Source organism: Pseudomonas delhiensis (assembly GCF_900187975.1).
Taxonomy (GTDB): domain Bacteria; phylum Pseudomonadota; class Gammaproteobacteria; order Pseudomonadales; family Pseudomonadaceae; genus Pseudomonas; species Pseudomonas delhiensis.
The window spans coordinates 1-14571 of record NZ_FZPC01000009.1; the positions used below are offsets into that span (position 1 = coordinate 1).

Genomic DNA, 14571 nt, shown 5'->3' on the forward strand with positions numbered 1-14571 from the left:
GTGTTACTTGTGATGCTGATAATCTTGCGATCACCAGTCTTAGCTCACAAGCACCCACACGAATTGCTTGATTCAACTTGTTAAAGAGCAGTTGGCTGATTCTTTCGTCTCAACCGAGGCCGCGCATTCTACAGCAACCTCTCTTTCCGTCAATACCTAATTTAAAAAATATTTTCTTTAAATTCAGCGTCTTAAGCAAAACCCCATGGGCTTTGCCAGTTGACGGGCGGCGAATTATATAGACACCGGAACAGCTGTCAATACCCTCTTTCAAAACGATGTTTCTCGACAGAGACCGAACCGGTTCAGACGCCCACTCCATATAGAGCACTGGCGTTGCAGCACAGATGGTCGCCTGCCCCTTGCCTGATCGCCGGCGCCCCGGCAGCATGCCCGGCGGCACCGCCAAGAGGGACTCCGGGCGGCTGCCACATCTCTATCGGCTTTTCCAAGGAACATTGGATATGGATATCAAGATCATCGCGTTCATCTGCCTGGCAGCCCTGGCACTGGAACTGCTGCGCGTCTACCGCAGCTCCACCGACAGGCGCCGGGGCCAGCGGGAAACAGGGCCGCAGGGCTGATTCCCCCACCCCACCGCTGAAGCATCGCCCGATGCCGGCGAGGCGGGGGAACCGCTTCTGTAGACAGCGCGACGGCAACAAGTTCCCCCTCCTCATATCCGCATATCCATGCGAAGGCGCATTGGCTCCGGCCCGTCTCGGGGCATATGGGTGTCACCGCCCCGGTGAACGGCGGCCGACTGCCGACCTCAGCCCAGCGGCCGCTCCACCCCGCGCAGGTGGGCCAGCACCTGGTCCGCCGCACGGTCCAGGCAGCCCTTGAAGAAGTGGTTGGCGCCGGCGAACAGGCTCACCGCGCGCTGTTCCGGGCGCGCCCAGTCCAGCAGGTTGGCCAGCGGCGCCATCTCGTCGGCCTCGCCATGCAGCAGCAGGCAGTCCGCCGGCAGCGCCATGGGCTCGTAGTGGCGGCCGCCAGGCACCGTGCCCACCGGCAACCCCATCAGTACCGTGGCCGCGGGTGGCTGCGCCAGGTCGCGGGCGGCGCGGGCGAACACGTAGGCGCCGAAGGAAAAGCCCACCAGCGCCAGCGGCAGGTCCGGGTAGCGTTCGCGCAGGTAAGCGGCCACCGCCTGGCTGTCCTGCGCCTCGCCGATGCCCTTGGCGTATTCGCCCTCGGTGCCGTCCACCCCGCGGAAGCTCGGCCGCACCGCCAGCCAGCCGGCCCTGCTCAGGCGCCGCGCCAGGGTCAGCGGCACCAGATGCCGCGGGCTGCCGCCGAGCAGCGGTTGCGGGTGACTGATCATCGCCACGCCGCGGACCGGGCCTGTGGGGGCGTCGATCAGCAGTTGGATCTTCCCGGCCGGGCCATCGATCAGCAACGGGTTGCGGTCGTCTTCGGGCATCGCGGTGTTCTCGTTCACAAAGCGGGCGGCCAGGGTACTGCAGGTGGGCGCGGGAACACGAGCGGACAACCGCCGCCGGCCCCAGCCGCCTCCCGGGCGAACTGATACACTGATCAACTGCCTCCGGCCCCGTGCCCGGCGGCCCGCCCCGGACGCCGGGGCAGCGAACAAGAAGTGAACGAGGACAGTATGAAAGCCGATTTCGCGACCACCCACCTGCAAGCGGCGGTGACAGCATGATCGAGGTAACCGAGGTTTCCATTGCCGAGCTGCGCGACGCGCTCGAATCCGGCCGCACCACCGCGGTCGAGCTGGTCAAGGCCTATCTCGCGCGGATCGACGCCTACGACGGCGCCGACACCCCCACCGCCCTGAACGCGGTCGTGGTACGCAACCCCGATGCGCTTGCGGAGGCCGAAGCATCCGACACCCGCCGCGCCCGCGGCGAGACACTGGGCCCGCTGGATGGCATCCCCTACACCGCCAAGGACAGCTACCTGGTGAAAGGCCTGACCGCGGCCTCCGGCAGCCCCGCCTTCAAGGACCTGGTTGCCTATCGCGACGCCTTCACCATCGAGCGCCTGCGCGCCGCCGGCGCCATCTGCCTGGGCAAGACCAACATGCCGCCCATGGCCAACGGTGGCATGCAGCGCGGCGTATACGGCCGCGCCGAAAGCCCCTACAACGCCGCCTACCTCACTGCGCCCTTCGCCTCCGGCTCGTCCAACGGCGCCGGCACGGCCACCGCGGCCAGCTTCGCCGCCTTCGGCCTGGCCGAGGAAACCTGGTCCAGCGGCCGCGGCCCGGCCTCGAACAACGGCCTGTGCGCCTACACCCCATCACGCGGGGTGATCTCGGTGCGCGGCAACTGGCCGCTGACGCCGACCATGGACGTGGTGGTGCCCTACGCCCGGACCATGGCCGACCTGCTGGAAGTGCTGGACGTGGTGGTAGCCGAGGATGCCGACAAGCGCGGCGACCTGTGGCGCCTGCAGCCCTGGGTGCCGATCCCCGACGTCGCCTCGGTACGCCCGGCCTCCTACCTGGAGCTGGCCGCCAAGGCCGATGCCCTGGCCGGCAAGCGCTTCGGCGTACCGCGCATGTTCATCAACAAGGACCCGGACATGGGCACCAGCGAGCACCCCGGCATCGGCGGCCCCACCGGGCAGAGAATCAACACCCGGCCCTCGGTGATCGCCCTCTGGGAACAAGCCCGCAAGGCCCTGGAGGCGGCCGGCGCCGAAGTGGTCGAGGTGGACTTCCCGCTGGTCTCCAACTGTGAGGGCGACCGCCCCGGCGCGCCTACCGTGTTCAACCGCGGCCTGGTGTCCGAGCAGTTCCTCCACGACGAACTCTGGGAACTCAGCGGCTGGGCCTTCGACGATTTCCTGCGGGCCAACGGCGATCCCAGGCTGAACCGCCTGGCCGACGTGCAGGGCGAGCTGATCTTCCCCCACGACCCCGGCACCCTGCCCAACCGCGAGGGCGACCTCGCCGCCGGCATGGACGAATACGTGCGCATGGCCCAGCGCGGCATCAGGCCCTGGGACCAGATCGCCAGCCTGCCCGACGGCCTGCGCGGCCTGGAGAAGACGCGCAAGCTCGACCTGGAGGACTGGATGGATGAACTCGGCCTCGACGCCGTGCTCTTCCCCACCGTGGCCGACGTGGGCCCGGCGGACGCCGACGTCAACCCGGCATCCGCCGACATTGCCTGGAGCAACGGCGTGTGGGTGGCCAACGGCAACCTCGCCATCCGCCACCTGGGCGTGCCCACGGTGACGGTGCCCATGGGCGTGATGGCGGACATCGGCATGCCGGTGGGCCTGACCTTCGCCGGCCACGCCTACGACGACTCGGCCCTGCTGCGCTACGCCGCGGCCTTCGAGTCGACCGGCAAGCGCCGCATGATCCCGCCGCGCACCCCGCCGCTGGCGCAAGGCTGACGGGGCACGGGCAGGGCCGGCGCGCAGACGTCGGCTCTGCCTGATACGGGACGGCGCCGAAACAAGGATGACGAACGGACGATGAACGGCAAAAAGACGCTCGCCCTGGCCACGCTTTGCGCACTTCTCGCCGCTGGCTGCTCGAACGCCCCGGCGGTCCATCACGGCGATGCCCCCTACCGCGTCACCCGCTACGTACTGCCCGACGGCCAGGCGCTGGATCTCTATCTCGAATACCCCATCTATCCCAGGGCGGCACTGGCGCAGCGCGTCGAAGGCGTCGTGGTCTTCGACATCGCTTTCTCCGGCGCTACCGGGGGCCCCACCGCCGTCGAGATCGTGTAGAGCCCCGACGATCAACTCGCCGAGGCAGTCAGGCGCGCCGCGCTGAGAGCCCATGTGTCCGGCGTATCGGCCCCGCTGAAAGACGCGCCCGTCAAGTTCCGCACCGAGTATCGCTTCGAGCTCGCCAGGCCACGCACGACCTTGCTCTGAGCAGCCGCCATGCCCCACGCCAAGCGCCTACGACGTTCCCCTTCAGCAGGAAATGAAAGCCCGGTCGCAGGGAACATCACGCCTCTGACACGCCGACCAGGCTCGCGCGTAGGGTGACCGCCGTCATCCGGAACGCCGATGCCCGACGATTCGCGCGCAGGGGCCAATCGCGGACGGAGTCCGCGCCTACGGATGCGGGAGATACCGTGCCTCGCAGTGATCTGTAGGAGCTGGCCCTGCCCGCGATTCGCGCGCAGGGCGCGCTCCTACATGGGGATGGCGGCGTAGGCGGATCCTATCCACGAATCACGCCGATACCTCCGGCTATCGCAAACAAACTCCGCTCCCCGGCAACACCGCCGCTCCCGTTCACGGCCGCCGCCCTGCCCCGCTGCGGGCGATCGGCTCGCCGCCCAGGCGCGGCTTGTAGAACAGGAAGTGCTCGGTGCGCGCCGTCCTCAGGTAGGTTCTCGCCCAGGACGGCCTGACATGGCGGTCGTGGAAGTACAGCGCGCCATGGGTACGGTCGCGCAGTTGGCGGTTGAGCGCCTGGCGGGCGATGTCGCGGGCCAGGTCGTAGCGTTTTTCCTCCACCACCTGGTCGGGACGCCCGTCGCACCACCAGGAGAACTGGCAGCTCTTGCTCTCCGAGCCCTGCTTGACCACGGCGCAGACGGTGTCCGGGAAGTCCTTGCTGGCCACCCGGTTCATCACCACGTTGGCCACCGCTTCCATGTCCCCGCGCGAGGCGCCCTTGGCCTCCCAGTAGATGGAGCGGGCCAGGCAGGTGATGGCGTCGTCCAGCGGCGCTTCCCCGGCCGGGTCCACGGCGCGGGCCTCGCTGCGGGTGATGGGCCTGACCTGGGCGGCCGTCCCGGTCGCCCCCTGCTCGGCCGCCTGCTCCTCGAGCACCTCGGCCTTGTTCTCCGCCACCGCGGCCTTCTGAGCGGCCTGCCCGGCGAATGCCGGGGCGCCGAACAGCAAGGCGACGATGCACGCTACCCTGACTGTCCAGCGCATATCGACCTCGCTCGCCGGCACCTGGCGCGCCGCGACGATTCGCGGCAGCCGGCCGGCTACACAGTGTCTGTAGACCGCCCCATGCCCCGATCATTCCCATTGATTTCGCTGCAGCCCACGGCTGGCGCGGCCTGTAACGCAACGGCGGGGGCTCGCGAAGGCTCTGGCGCGGCGGTAGGCAGGTTACTCAAGCCAGGAAGGCGCACACCTGCGCCAACACCTCGTCGGCCTTCTGCCGGTGCGGAACGTGGCCGCAGTCCGCCAGCAGCTTCATGCTGGCGGGCCCGGCGGCCTGGGCGACGAAGCGCTCGGGGTGGCGGGCCGAGCCGAACTCGTCCTGCTCGCCGTGCAGGCACAGCAGCGGGCATTGCAGGTGCGCCAGCCGGGCATCCAGGTTCCAGTCGGCGAAGGCCGGCGACAGCCAGGTATCCACCCAGGCCCGCAACACCCACCGGGCCTTGTCGCCGTGGTATTTCTCCAGGCGCGCCATCTGGCCCGGCCGGGCGAAGTCGCGCTCGGCGGCTCGAATGCCTTCCAGGGTGCGGTCCTCGACGAAGGCCTGGGCCGACTCCAGCACCAGCGCCTCGCAGGCCGGGCCGAAGGCCGCCGCGCAGCCCACCGCCATGCCGCCACCGACGCTGTGGCCGAAGGCGACGAAACGCTCCAGGCCCAGTCGCTCGCGCAGCGCGGCGAAGCCCTGCTGCGCCTCGTCCTCGACGAACCCCCGCGACAGCAGCGCCGGGTGGGCATCGGACTGGCCGAAGCCCAGGCGGTCATAGGCGATCACCTCGCGCCCGCTGGCCCGGGCCAGTTGCCCGGGGAACTCCCGCCACAGAGCCACGCAACCCAGGGAATCGTGGAACAGCACGACGGGCGCCGCCACGGCGGCCCCGGCCGGCGTCCAGCGCCGGGCGAAGAGCCGGCCGTGCGGGGTATCGATCCAGTGTTCGCGGGTGCTGACCGCTGTCATGGGTGTATTCCTCTGCTGCTCCGGTGGCCGACCACCGCCCGACGAGGCGACGGCACGCTGAAGGGATTCGCTTTTAGGCCGGCGGCGGGCGGAATGCAACCCCGCTGGAGATGCAGGACATCGGCTGCATCGGCGCAGCTAGCGAAGGTCCCTGGCCCTCCCTGGAGTGTCGGCCTCGGCCAGCGACAAGGGCGGCGCCACGGCCTCCAGGGCACGGCGCTCGGCCGCCACGCCCCACAGCGCCTGCACCAGCCCGGCGAACGCCATCAGGCCGGCGCCTATGCCATAGCCGATGAACAGGCTCTGCCGGCTGGCCGTCTCGATCAGTTGGCCGAACAGCAGCGGCCCGACAATGCCGCCCAGGCCGGTGCCCAGGGCATAGAACACGGCGATGGCCAGGGCGCGGATCTCCAGCGGGAAGGTCTCGGCCACCGTCAGGTAGGCCGAACTGGCCGCGGCCGAGGCGAAGAAGAAGATCAGCGTCCAGGCGATGGTCTGCTGCGTCGCGTCCAGCCAGCCGCGCAGGAACAGGTAGCCGCTGGCCAGCAACAGCACGCCGGACACCAGGTAGGTGGCGCTGATCATCACCCGCCGCCCCACCACGTCGAACAGCCGGCCCAGCAGCAGCGGCCCGCAGAAATTGCCCAGGGCGAACGGCAGAATGTACCAGCCGACCCGCTCCCCCGGCACGCCGTAGAACTCGCCCAGCACCAGCGCGTAGGTGAAGAAGATGGCGTTGTAGAAAAACGCCTGGGCGGTCAATAGCGTGAGCCCCACCAGCGAGCGGCGCAGGTGCAGGCGCAACAGTGTGTCGGCCACCTCCCGCAACGGCGTGTGGTGGCGCCCGCGCAGGCACAGCACCTGGCCGGGCGCCACCGGCGCCAGCACATGCCCCTGCGCGCGCAGGCGCGCCTCTATGCCTTCGACGATGCGCCGGGCCGCCCCGGGGTGGTTGTGGATCAGCAGCCAGCGCGGGCTTTCCGGCAGCCACAGGCGCATCGCCAGGATCACCAGGCCCAGCGCCGCGCCGATGCCGAAGCACAGCCGCCAGCCCAGGTCGCCGCCGAGCCATCGCGGGTCCAGCAGCACCACGGAGCCCAGCGCCCCCAGCGCCGTGCCCACCCAGAAGGTGCCGTTGATGGCCAGGTCCACCCAACCGCGGAAGCGCGCTGGCGTGAATTCCTGGATGGTCGAGTTGATGGCCGCATACTCGCCGCCGATGCCCGCCCCGGTGAGGAAGCGGAACAGCATGAAGCTCCACGGGTTCCAGGCGAAGGCCGTGGCCGCCGTGGCGCCGACATAGACGAACAGCGTGGCGAAGAACAACCGGCGGCGACCGAAGCGGTCCGCCAGCCAACCGAACAGCAATGCCCCCAGTACCGCGCCGGCGATGTAGATGCCGCCGGCCAGGCCGACCCCGGCATTGTCCAGGCGCAAGGCCGGGCTGGCCTTCAGCGCGCCGGCCACCGCGCCGGCCAGGGTCACCTCCAGCCCGTCCAGCAGCCAGGTGATGCCCAGCGCCACCACCAGCCGACTGTGGAAGCGCCCCCAGGGCAGGCGGTCCAGCCGCGCCGGCAGGTCGGTCCGGTACAGGGCTGCGGCGTCCGCGCCGATGGTCGCCGGCGGGCGAATGTGCTGCGGGGCGGGCGTGCTCATGCGGCCGTCCTCTTTCCTCCTGGTGGCGGGCAGCGCGGCGGCCCACGGCTGGCAGCCACGCCCTGTGCTGGGTAGAACCGCTGCGGCGCGACGGAGTTCAGTGCAAACACAGGCTGGGGGCGCTGCGCCCATCCCCAGGCCGGCCATCCCCTCGCCGCAGGAGAGGCTTTACAGGAATACTGTATGTACATACAGTATTTTCCACAGTACCCGTCAGCCACTTCCCAGACACCAGGGGGACACCATGCACGCCGACACCTACCAGCAACTCGCTGCCCGCGTTAACGCCCAGATCGCCGCCCATGACGCCCGCCAGCGCCCCGGCCTGACCCTGCAGCGCGTCCCCGGCGACGACGCCAAGGCCTGGGAACGGGTGCTGACGGAACTGCGCGGCACGGACAACCTCACCGTGCTGCCGCTGCGCGACGGCGCGGTGCGCCTGGCCTGGCACAGCTGGCTGGACTGAGCCGGGCCCCTACAAGCTGCCCTTGACCGCCTCCAGCCCCGGCCTGCCATCGACGGTGGCGACGTCCTTCAGCCAGGGCTCCAGGGCGTCCGGGTTCTTCCTGAGCCAGGCCCGGGCGGCGTCCTCGGGCTCCATCTTGTCGTCCAGGATGGAGCCCATGATGGTGTTCTCCATGTCTAGCGTGAAGCTGAGGTTCTTCAGCAGGCGACCCACGTTCGGGCATTCGTCCACGTAGCCCTTGCGGGTGCTGGTGTAGACGGTGGCGTCGCCGAAGTCGGGGCCGAAGAATGCGTCGCCGCCGGTGAGGAAGCGGATCCTGAAGCGGGTGTTCATCGGGTGTGGCTCCCAGCCCAGGAAGAGGATCGCGTTCTTCCGGCGGATGGCCCGGTCGACCTGGGACAGCATGCCCGACTCACTGGAAGCCACCACGCTGAAGCCGGCGTCCTTGAGGCCGAAGGCATTCTGCTCGATGGCCTTGAGCACGGCGTTGTTGCCGCCGTCGCCCGGTTCCAGGCCGTAGATCCTGCCGTTCAGCTCGTCCTTGAATTTCGGGATGTCGGCGAAGTCCTTCAGGCCCCGGTTCCACAGGTCTTCCGGCACGGCGAGGGTGTACTTGGCGTGCTGCAGGTTGGCCCGCACGATGTCGATGGTGCCGGCTTCGCGGTAGGGCTTCAGGTCCGGCTCCATGGTCGGGATCCAGGTGCCGAGGAAGACATCCATGTTCCGGCCTTCGGCCAGCGCCTTGTAGGTCAGCGGTACGCCGAGCAAAGTCACCTTGGTCTTGTAGCCCAGCCCCTTGAGCAGGGTGTTGGCGATGGCCGTGGTGGACTGGATGTCCGTCCAGCCGGGGTCGGACATCCGCACGGTCTGGCACTGTGCGGGCTCCGTGGCCTGGGCCAGAACGGGAAGACCGGCCAGCGCGCCCAGGAACAGGAACGATGCAGCTTTCATCTGATGAACCCTCAAGGCAGTGGTTGTCGTTTTGCTTGTTGTCCTGCCCCTGGAACAGGGGCCTGCATCAGCGCCGGATGGCGATGCGTCTCCCGCAGTAGCCGGGGTGACGGGCCCCCTGGTACTGCCTGAAGAGTTCGGAAACCCGGCGGTCCACCGCGTCGGCGAAGACGCAGGCGCGGCCGGCCTGGAAGTCGACGTTCATCAGCATCTGCTCGCTGACGGCCAGCGGTTCGTCGCTTCCCTCCCGGTGGAGGTCGTGGACGATGTGCAGGCGCTTGAGGTCGCGGTCGATGAACCGGGTGCGCACTTCCAGCGCGTCGCCCAGCTTCGCCTGCGCCAGGTAGTTGATGTGCGCTTCCAGGGTGAACAGCGTGTGCCCGGTGTCGGCGCGCCCCGCCTCGTCCAGGCCGATGCGCTCCATCAGCGCATCGGTGGCGTAGCTGAAGATCAGCAGGTAGAACGCATCGCGCAGATGCTCGTTGTAGTCGATCCAGTCACGCAGGACCGGCGTCCGGTAGGTCAGCATTGGGTCATTCCCCTGCGCTCAGAGATCCAGTTCCAGCGTGCCGGACAGCGCCCGCGACACGCAGACCATCATGCTGCCATTGCAACGCCTCTCGGCCTCGCTCAGCACGCTGTCGCGGTGATCGGGAATGCCGGCCAGCACGCGCGTCTCGCAGGATGCGCAGGTGCCCTCGCGGCAGGCGCTCTCGACCTGCACACCGTTGGCTTCCAGCACCTGCAGAAGGCTCTGGTCGGCGGGCACCTCCAGGCACCTGCCGCTGCGTGCCAGCTTCACCGTGAAAGCGGTGTCGGCCCCGGCCTTCTCCACCTGCCTGGGGGTGAACCATTCGAAGTGCACCTGTTCGGCGGGGAAGCCCCGGGCCGCCGCCTCGACGGCCAGCATCAGGGGCGTCGGCCCGCAGGTGTAGAGGTGCGCGCGCCCGGGCAGCCGGGCGACCGTGCCTTCGATGTCGAACAGCCCGCCGGCCTCTTCGTCCGCATGCAGGGTCACCCGCTCGCCGTAGGCCGCCAGCTGGTCGAGGAAGGCGGCCCGCTCGCGGCTGCGCACCAGGTAGAACAGCCGCCAGGGGCGCCGGTTGGCCTCGCACCAGCGGATCATCGGCAGGATCGGCGTGATGCCGATGCCGCCGGCGAAGAAGACGAACTCGCCGGCGTCCTCGAACAACGGAAAGTGGTTGCGCGGCGGCGTCACCCGGACCAGGTCGCCGACGTGCAGCGACTGGTGGATGTAGCGCGAACCGCCACGGCTGGCCGGCGCCAGCCCCACGCCGACGCGGTAGCTCTCCCGCTCCCGCGCATCGCCGCACAGCGAGTACTGGCGCACCAGGCCGCCGGGCAGGTGCAACTCGATGTGCGCACCGGCCGTGTAGGCCGGCAATTCGCCGCCGGCGGGGTCGCGCAGCTCGACGACGCGCACGTCCCTGGCGGCGCTGGCGATGTCCGTTACCTGCAGTGTCAGACGTTCGACCGACATGTTCACCTCTACTGCATCCGAAGTTGGGGCCCCTGCCCGCCCGCGGCCGGCAGGGAGCCATGCTTCCCCACCCGGCGTCACTTGCGCCGCAGGTTCGCGCTGGCCTTGAGCATCGCGGTGATCAGCTCGTCGCGTGCCTGCGAGAGCTCCGCCTGGCTGCCGTTGGCGGACTCGGCGGCCACGCCCCGCACCAGCAGCGCGGCGGTTTCGGCATCCAGGCGCGGGTCGCCCAGGTCTTCCCACCAGCGGTGGAAGCTCTCGGTGTACTTCTGGCAGAAGGCCTCCAGCCCACCGGGGCCGCCGCCCAGGTGGAACAGGAGGGTCGGGCCCATGGCCGCCCAGCGCAGGCCGGGGCCGGCCCAGACCGCGGTATCCACGTCCTCGACGCTGGCCGCGCCGATCTTCACCAGGTGGATGGCCTCGCGCCAGAGCGCCGCCTGCAGCCGGTTGGCCACATGCCCGGGGACTTCGCGGTGCAGGCGGATGGTCACCTTGCCAACCTGCTCGTAGAATCGCTCCGCGCCCTCGACGGCCGCCTGCGCGGTGCGCTGGTTGCCCATGACCTCCACCAGGGGGATCAGGTGCGGCGGGTTGAACGGATGGCCGAGGACGAAGCGCGACGGGTCCTTCCAGCCGGCCTGCATTTCGCTCAGCGGCAGGCCCGAGGCGGACGAGGCGACGATCGCCCCCGGCTTGAGCAGCGGTTCGATCTTCCCGTAGAGCGCATGCTTGAGCTGGATGCGCTCGGGCACGCTTTCCTGGATGAAGTCGGCGTTCTTCACCGCCTCGGCGGCGCTGCGGTAAAAGCTCAGTTCACCCGGTGCGCCGTGCTTCACCAGCCCCAGCTCCACCAGGGTCGGCCAGGCGTTCTTCACATAGTCGCGGACATCGCTTTCCATCCCCTCGGCGGGATCGAATACCGCCACGTTGCGGCCGGAAGCCAGGAACAACGCCGTCCAGCTGGCGCCGATGACGCCGGCGCCCAGTACCGCCACATTCTGGAATTCATTCATCAGAAGAACCTCGGTTGGAGTGGGGAGGCGGCGGTCAGGCCGCCGTCGATGACATAGCACTGCCCGGTGACGAACCCCGCCTGCTCGGAGGCGAGCCAGGCCACCAGCCCGGCGACGTCCCCGGGCCGGCCGAAGCGCCCGGCGGCATGCCGCGCCAGCGCATCGGCCTTGGCTTTGCCGGGGTCGCGGGCCTGGGCGAAACCGTCCTCGGCCATGGCGGTCATGATCCAGCCCGGGCATACGGCGTTGCAGCGCACCCGTGGGCCATGGTCGATGGCGATGGAGCGCGTCAGGCCATGGACGAAGGCCTTGGAGGCGTTGTACAGGGCCATGGACGGATCGGCGTTCAGCCCGGAGATCGAGCCGAGGTTGACAATGCTGCCGCCCCGCTCCGCCATGACCGGCAGCACGGCGCGGCAGAGGTTGAAGGTGCCCTTGGCGTTGACGCCCATGACCAGCTCCCAGTCCTCGTCGGAGGTCTGGTCGAGGGTTTTTTCCACCTGTACGCCGGCGTTGTTGACCAGCACGGTCGGCACACCGAAGTGCTCGAGGGTTTGCTCCAGCACGCGGCGGGCATCGTCGGTCCGCGAGACATCCGCCTGCACCCACAGCACGGCTTCGTCCAGGTCCGCCGGACGCATGCCGCGGCCGCAGGTGGCGACCCGCGCGCCCTGGGCGAGGAACTCGTCGACGATGGCGCGGCCGATGCCGCGCCCGCCGCCGGTGACTATCACGATGTCCTGGCTCATGGCAGTTCCCCATGGGCGAACATGACGTGGCGGACCGCGGTGTAGGCCTCCAGGGCGAACACCGACATGTCGCAGCCGTGCCCAGAGCCCTTCATGGCCGCCCAGGGCATTTCCGGCGTCGCCACGCCGTGGGTGTTCACCCAGGTGAAGCCGTAGCGCAGCCGGCTGGTAACGGCCATCGCCCGCGCGCCATCGCGCGTCCACACCGACGAGGCCAGGCCGTAGCGGCCGGCGTTGGCGATGGCCACCGGGTCCTCGTCGGCGCCGAAGCGCGAGACGCTGACCACCGGTCCGAAGACCTCGCAGGTGGCGATTTCGGCATCGTTGTCGACGTTGGCCACCAGCGTGGGGCGGTAGAAGAAACCCGGGCGATCCTCGGCGAAGCCGCCGGCCACCACCTCCGCCCGCCCGCGCGCACGTTCGACGAAGCCGGCCACACGCTGGCGATGCGCCTCGCTGATCAGCGGGCCCATCTGTGTGCCCGCCTCGCGCGGCGCACCAGTGCGGATCGAACCCACGGCGGCGGCCAGTTCGGCGACGACGCGGTCGTAGATCGCGTCGGCCACCAGCAGCCGGCAGGGCTGCGCGCAATCCTGGCCGGCGTTGAAGAAGGCCGTGGCTCGCAACGTGGCCACCAGCCTGTCGACGTCGGCATCGGCGTAGACGATCACCGGCGCCTTGCCACCCAGCTCCAGATGCACCTGGCGCAGTTGCCGCGAGGCCGCGCGCAGGGCGGCCGCTCCCGTGGCGGGGGAGCCGGTGATGCTGACACCCTCCATGCCCGGAGCATTGACAAGACGATCACCGACACTCGCTCCCTTTCCATTGATCACGTTCACCACGCCCCTGGGCACCACGTCCTGCAGCAGTTCGGCCAGGCGCAGGGTCGACAGCGGCGTGGTTTCCGAGGGTTTGAGCACCACCGTGCAGCCCGCCGCCAGGGGCGCGGCGAGCTTCCACGCGGCCATCATCAGCGGGTAGTTCCAGGGCGCGATGGCGGCCACCGGCCCCAGCGGGTCGCGACGGATCAGGCTGGTGTGCCCCGCCACGTATTCGCCGGCCGCCACGCCCGACAGCGTGCGCGCCGCGCCGGCGAAGAAGCGGAAGCTGTCGAGGGTCAGCGGCATTTCGTCGTCCAGCGCCGAGGGCCAGGGCTTGCCGGCGTTGGCGCTTTCCAGCGCAGCCAGCTCCGGCGCGTGGGCCGCGATGACATCGGCGATGTCCAGCAACAATGCGCAACGTTCGGCCGGCGTGGTCTTCGAGAACGTCTGGAAGGCCTCGTCGGCCGCTCGCGCGGCGGCGTCCACCTGTTCCGGGCTGGCCTCGTTGACCTGGGCGATGGGCTCGCCGCTGGCCGGGTCGATCACCGCCAGGGCCTCGCCCTCGCCCGCCACCAGTTCGCCGTCGATCAGCATTCGGGTTTGCATGGGCCTCTCCCCTCTCAGAACTCGACCTTGTCGCCGCCCTTGAGCCCGAGGCGCGCGCGGGCCTCGGCCGGGGTGGCGACCTGCAGGCCGAGGTTCTCGACGATCGAGCGGATCTTGCGCACCTGCTCGGCATTGCTCTTCGCCTTCTCGCCCGGCGCGATGTAGAGGCTGTCTTCCAGGCCGACGCGCAGGTTGCCGCCCAGTAGCGCGGCCTGGGTGGCGAAGTGCATCTGGTTCTTGCCGGCCGCCAGCACCGACCACTCGTAGTCCTTGCCGAACAGCTTCTGGGCGATGGTGTGCATGTGCATCAGGTTGTCGAGGTCGGCGCCGACGCCACCGAGCACGCCGAACACCATCTGCACGAAGAACGGCGGCTTGATCCAGCCCTGGTCGATGACCCAGGCCAGGTTGTAGAGGTGGCCCAGGTCGTAGCACTCGAATTCGAAGCGCGTGCCGTGGCCCTCGCCCAGTTCCTTCACGATGTATTCGATGTCGGCGAAGGTGTTGCGGAAGATGAAGTCGCGGGTGCTGTCGAGGAACGCCGGCTCCCACGCGTGCTTCCAGTTCGGGTACCTGGCCTTCATCGGGAAGATGCCGAAGTTCATCGAGCCGACGTTCAGCGAGGCCATTTCCGGGCTCAGGCTGACCGCGGCGCGCAGGCGCTCCTCGCGGCTCATGCCCAGGCCGCCGCCGGTGGAGACGTTGAGCACGGCGTCGCTGCGGTCCCTGATCCGCCCCATGAAGTCGCGGAACAGTTCGGGGCGCGGGTCGGGCTTGCCGGTCTCGGGATGACGGGCATGCAGGTGGATGATCGACGCCCCGGCCTCGGCCGCCTCGATGGACGAGCGGGCGATCTCGTCGGGGGTGATCGGCAGGTATTCCGACATGGTCGGGGTGTGCACGCCGCCGGTGGTGGCGCAGGTGATGATGACGGACTTGGGCATGATCGCT

14 protein-coding genes are annotated in these 14571 nt (G+C 69.2%); 3 read left to right on the forward strand and 11 right to left on the reverse strand.

All coding sequences use genetic code 11. The features are described 5' to 3' along the window. Nucleotides 1–772: 772 nt before the first annotated feature. Nucleotides 773–1426: an alpha/beta hydrolase gene (locus tag CHC02_RS09665; RefSeq protein WP_089391261.1), complete on the reverse strand. Its 654-nt coding sequence runs from the start codon at nucleotides 1424–1426 to the stop codon at nucleotides 773–775. 236 nt (nucleotides 1427–1662) lie between these two features. Between CHC02_RS09665 and CHC02_RS09670 the strand changes: the two genes are divergently transcribed. Beyond that, nucleotides 1663–3372 (forward strand): amidase, encoded by a 1710-nt coding sequence (locus tag CHC02_RS09670; RefSeq protein WP_089391262.1) that lies wholly within the window; start codon nucleotides 1663–1665, stop codon nucleotides 3370–3372. Between the two features lie 81 nt (nucleotides 3373–3453). Continuing rightward, nucleotides 3454–3717 carry a hypothetical protein gene (locus tag CHC02_RS09675; protein WP_089391263.1) on the forward strand — a complete coding sequence of 88 codons (264 nt, stop codon included), beginning with the start codon at nucleotides 3454–3456 and terminating at the stop codon, nucleotides 3715–3717. Nucleotides 3718–4236: 519 nt separating this feature from the next. On the opposite strand, the gene CHC02_RS09680 is transcribed toward CHC02_RS09675, so the two are convergent. The 3 genes from CHC02_RS09680 to CHC02_RS09690 form a co-directional block, all read right to left on the reverse strand. Further along, a complete protein-coding gene (locus tag CHC02_RS09680) occupies nucleotides 4237–4887 on the reverse strand; it encodes a cell wall hydrolase (RefSeq protein ID WP_089391264.1) in 651 nt (216 codons plus the stop codon). A gap of 187 nt (nucleotides 4888–5074) precedes the next feature. Further along, nucleotides 5075–5857, reverse strand: a complete 783-nt coding sequence (locus CHC02_RS09685; RefSeq protein WP_089391265.1) for an alpha/beta fold hydrolase — start codon at nucleotides 5855–5857, stop codon at nucleotides 5075–5077. 138 nt (nucleotides 5858–5995) lie between these two features. Further along, nucleotides 5996–7513, reverse strand: coding sequence for an MFS transporter (locus CHC02_RS09690; RefSeq protein WP_167364813.1), 1518 nt, complete (start codon nucleotides 7511–7513; stop codon nucleotides 5996–5998). A gap of 244 nt (nucleotides 7514–7757) precedes the next feature. Between CHC02_RS09690 and CHC02_RS09695 the strand changes: the two genes are divergently transcribed. After that, on the forward strand, nucleotides 7758–7979 hold the full coding sequence (locus tag CHC02_RS09695) for a DUF1654 domain-containing protein (protein WP_089391266.1): 222 nt from the start codon (nucleotides 7758–7760) through the stop codon (nucleotides 7977–7979). Between the two features lie 9 nt (nucleotides 7980–7988). On the opposite strand, the gene CHC02_RS09700 is transcribed toward CHC02_RS09695, so the two are convergent. The 7 genes from CHC02_RS09700 to kce all read right to left on the reverse strand — a co-directional run bounded on the left by CHC02_RS09700 (nucleotide 7989) and on the right by kce (nucleotide 14564). Continuing rightward, nucleotides 7989–8930 carry a choline ABC transporter substrate-binding protein gene (locus CHC02_RS09700; RefSeq protein WP_089391267.1) on the reverse strand — a complete coding sequence of 314 codons (942 nt, stop codon included), beginning with the start codon at nucleotides 8928–8930 and terminating at the stop codon, nucleotides 7989–7991. A gap of 67 nt (nucleotides 8931–8997) precedes the next feature. Further along, nucleotides 8998–9459 carry a thioesterase family protein gene (locus CHC02_RS09705; protein ID WP_089391268.1) on the reverse strand — a complete coding sequence of 154 codons (462 nt, stop codon included), beginning with the start codon at nucleotides 9457–9459 and terminating at the stop codon, nucleotides 8998–9000. An 18-nt stretch (nucleotides 9460–9477) separates the two neighbouring features. Further along, nucleotides 9478–10431: a PDR/VanB family oxidoreductase gene (locus CHC02_RS09710; RefSeq protein ID WP_089391269.1), complete on the reverse strand. Its 954-nt coding sequence runs from the start codon at nucleotides 10429–10431 to the stop codon at nucleotides 9478–9480. A 77-nt stretch (nucleotides 10432–10508) separates the two neighbouring features. Beyond that, a complete protein-coding gene (locus tag CHC02_RS09715; RefSeq protein WP_089391270.1) occupies nucleotides 10509–11444 on the reverse strand; it encodes a 3-hydroxyacyl-CoA dehydrogenase NAD-binding domain-containing protein in 936 nt (311 codons plus the stop codon). Then, nucleotides 11444–12193, reverse strand: coding sequence for an SDR family NAD(P)-dependent oxidoreductase (locus CHC02_RS09720; protein WP_089391271.1), 750 nt, complete (start codon nucleotides 12191–12193; stop codon nucleotides 11444–11446). The genes CHC02_RS09715 and CHC02_RS09720 overlap by 1 nt, the downstream gene beginning before the upstream one ends. Next, a complete protein-coding gene (locus CHC02_RS09725; RefSeq protein ID WP_089391272.1) occupies nucleotides 12190–13620 on the reverse strand; it encodes an aminobutyraldehyde dehydrogenase in 1431 nt (476 codons plus the stop codon). Before CHC02_RS09725 ends, CHC02_RS09720 begins: the two co-directional genes overlap by 4 nt. A 14-nt stretch (nucleotides 13621–13634) precedes the next feature. After that, nucleotides 13635–14564 (reverse strand): 3,5-dioxohexanoate:acetyl-CoA acetone transferase, encoded by a 930-nt coding sequence (gene kce / locus CHC02_RS09730; RefSeq protein ID WP_089391273.1) that lies wholly within the window; start codon nucleotides 14562–14564, stop codon nucleotides 13635–13637. Between the last annotated feature and the right edge of the window lie 7 nt (nucleotides 14565–14571).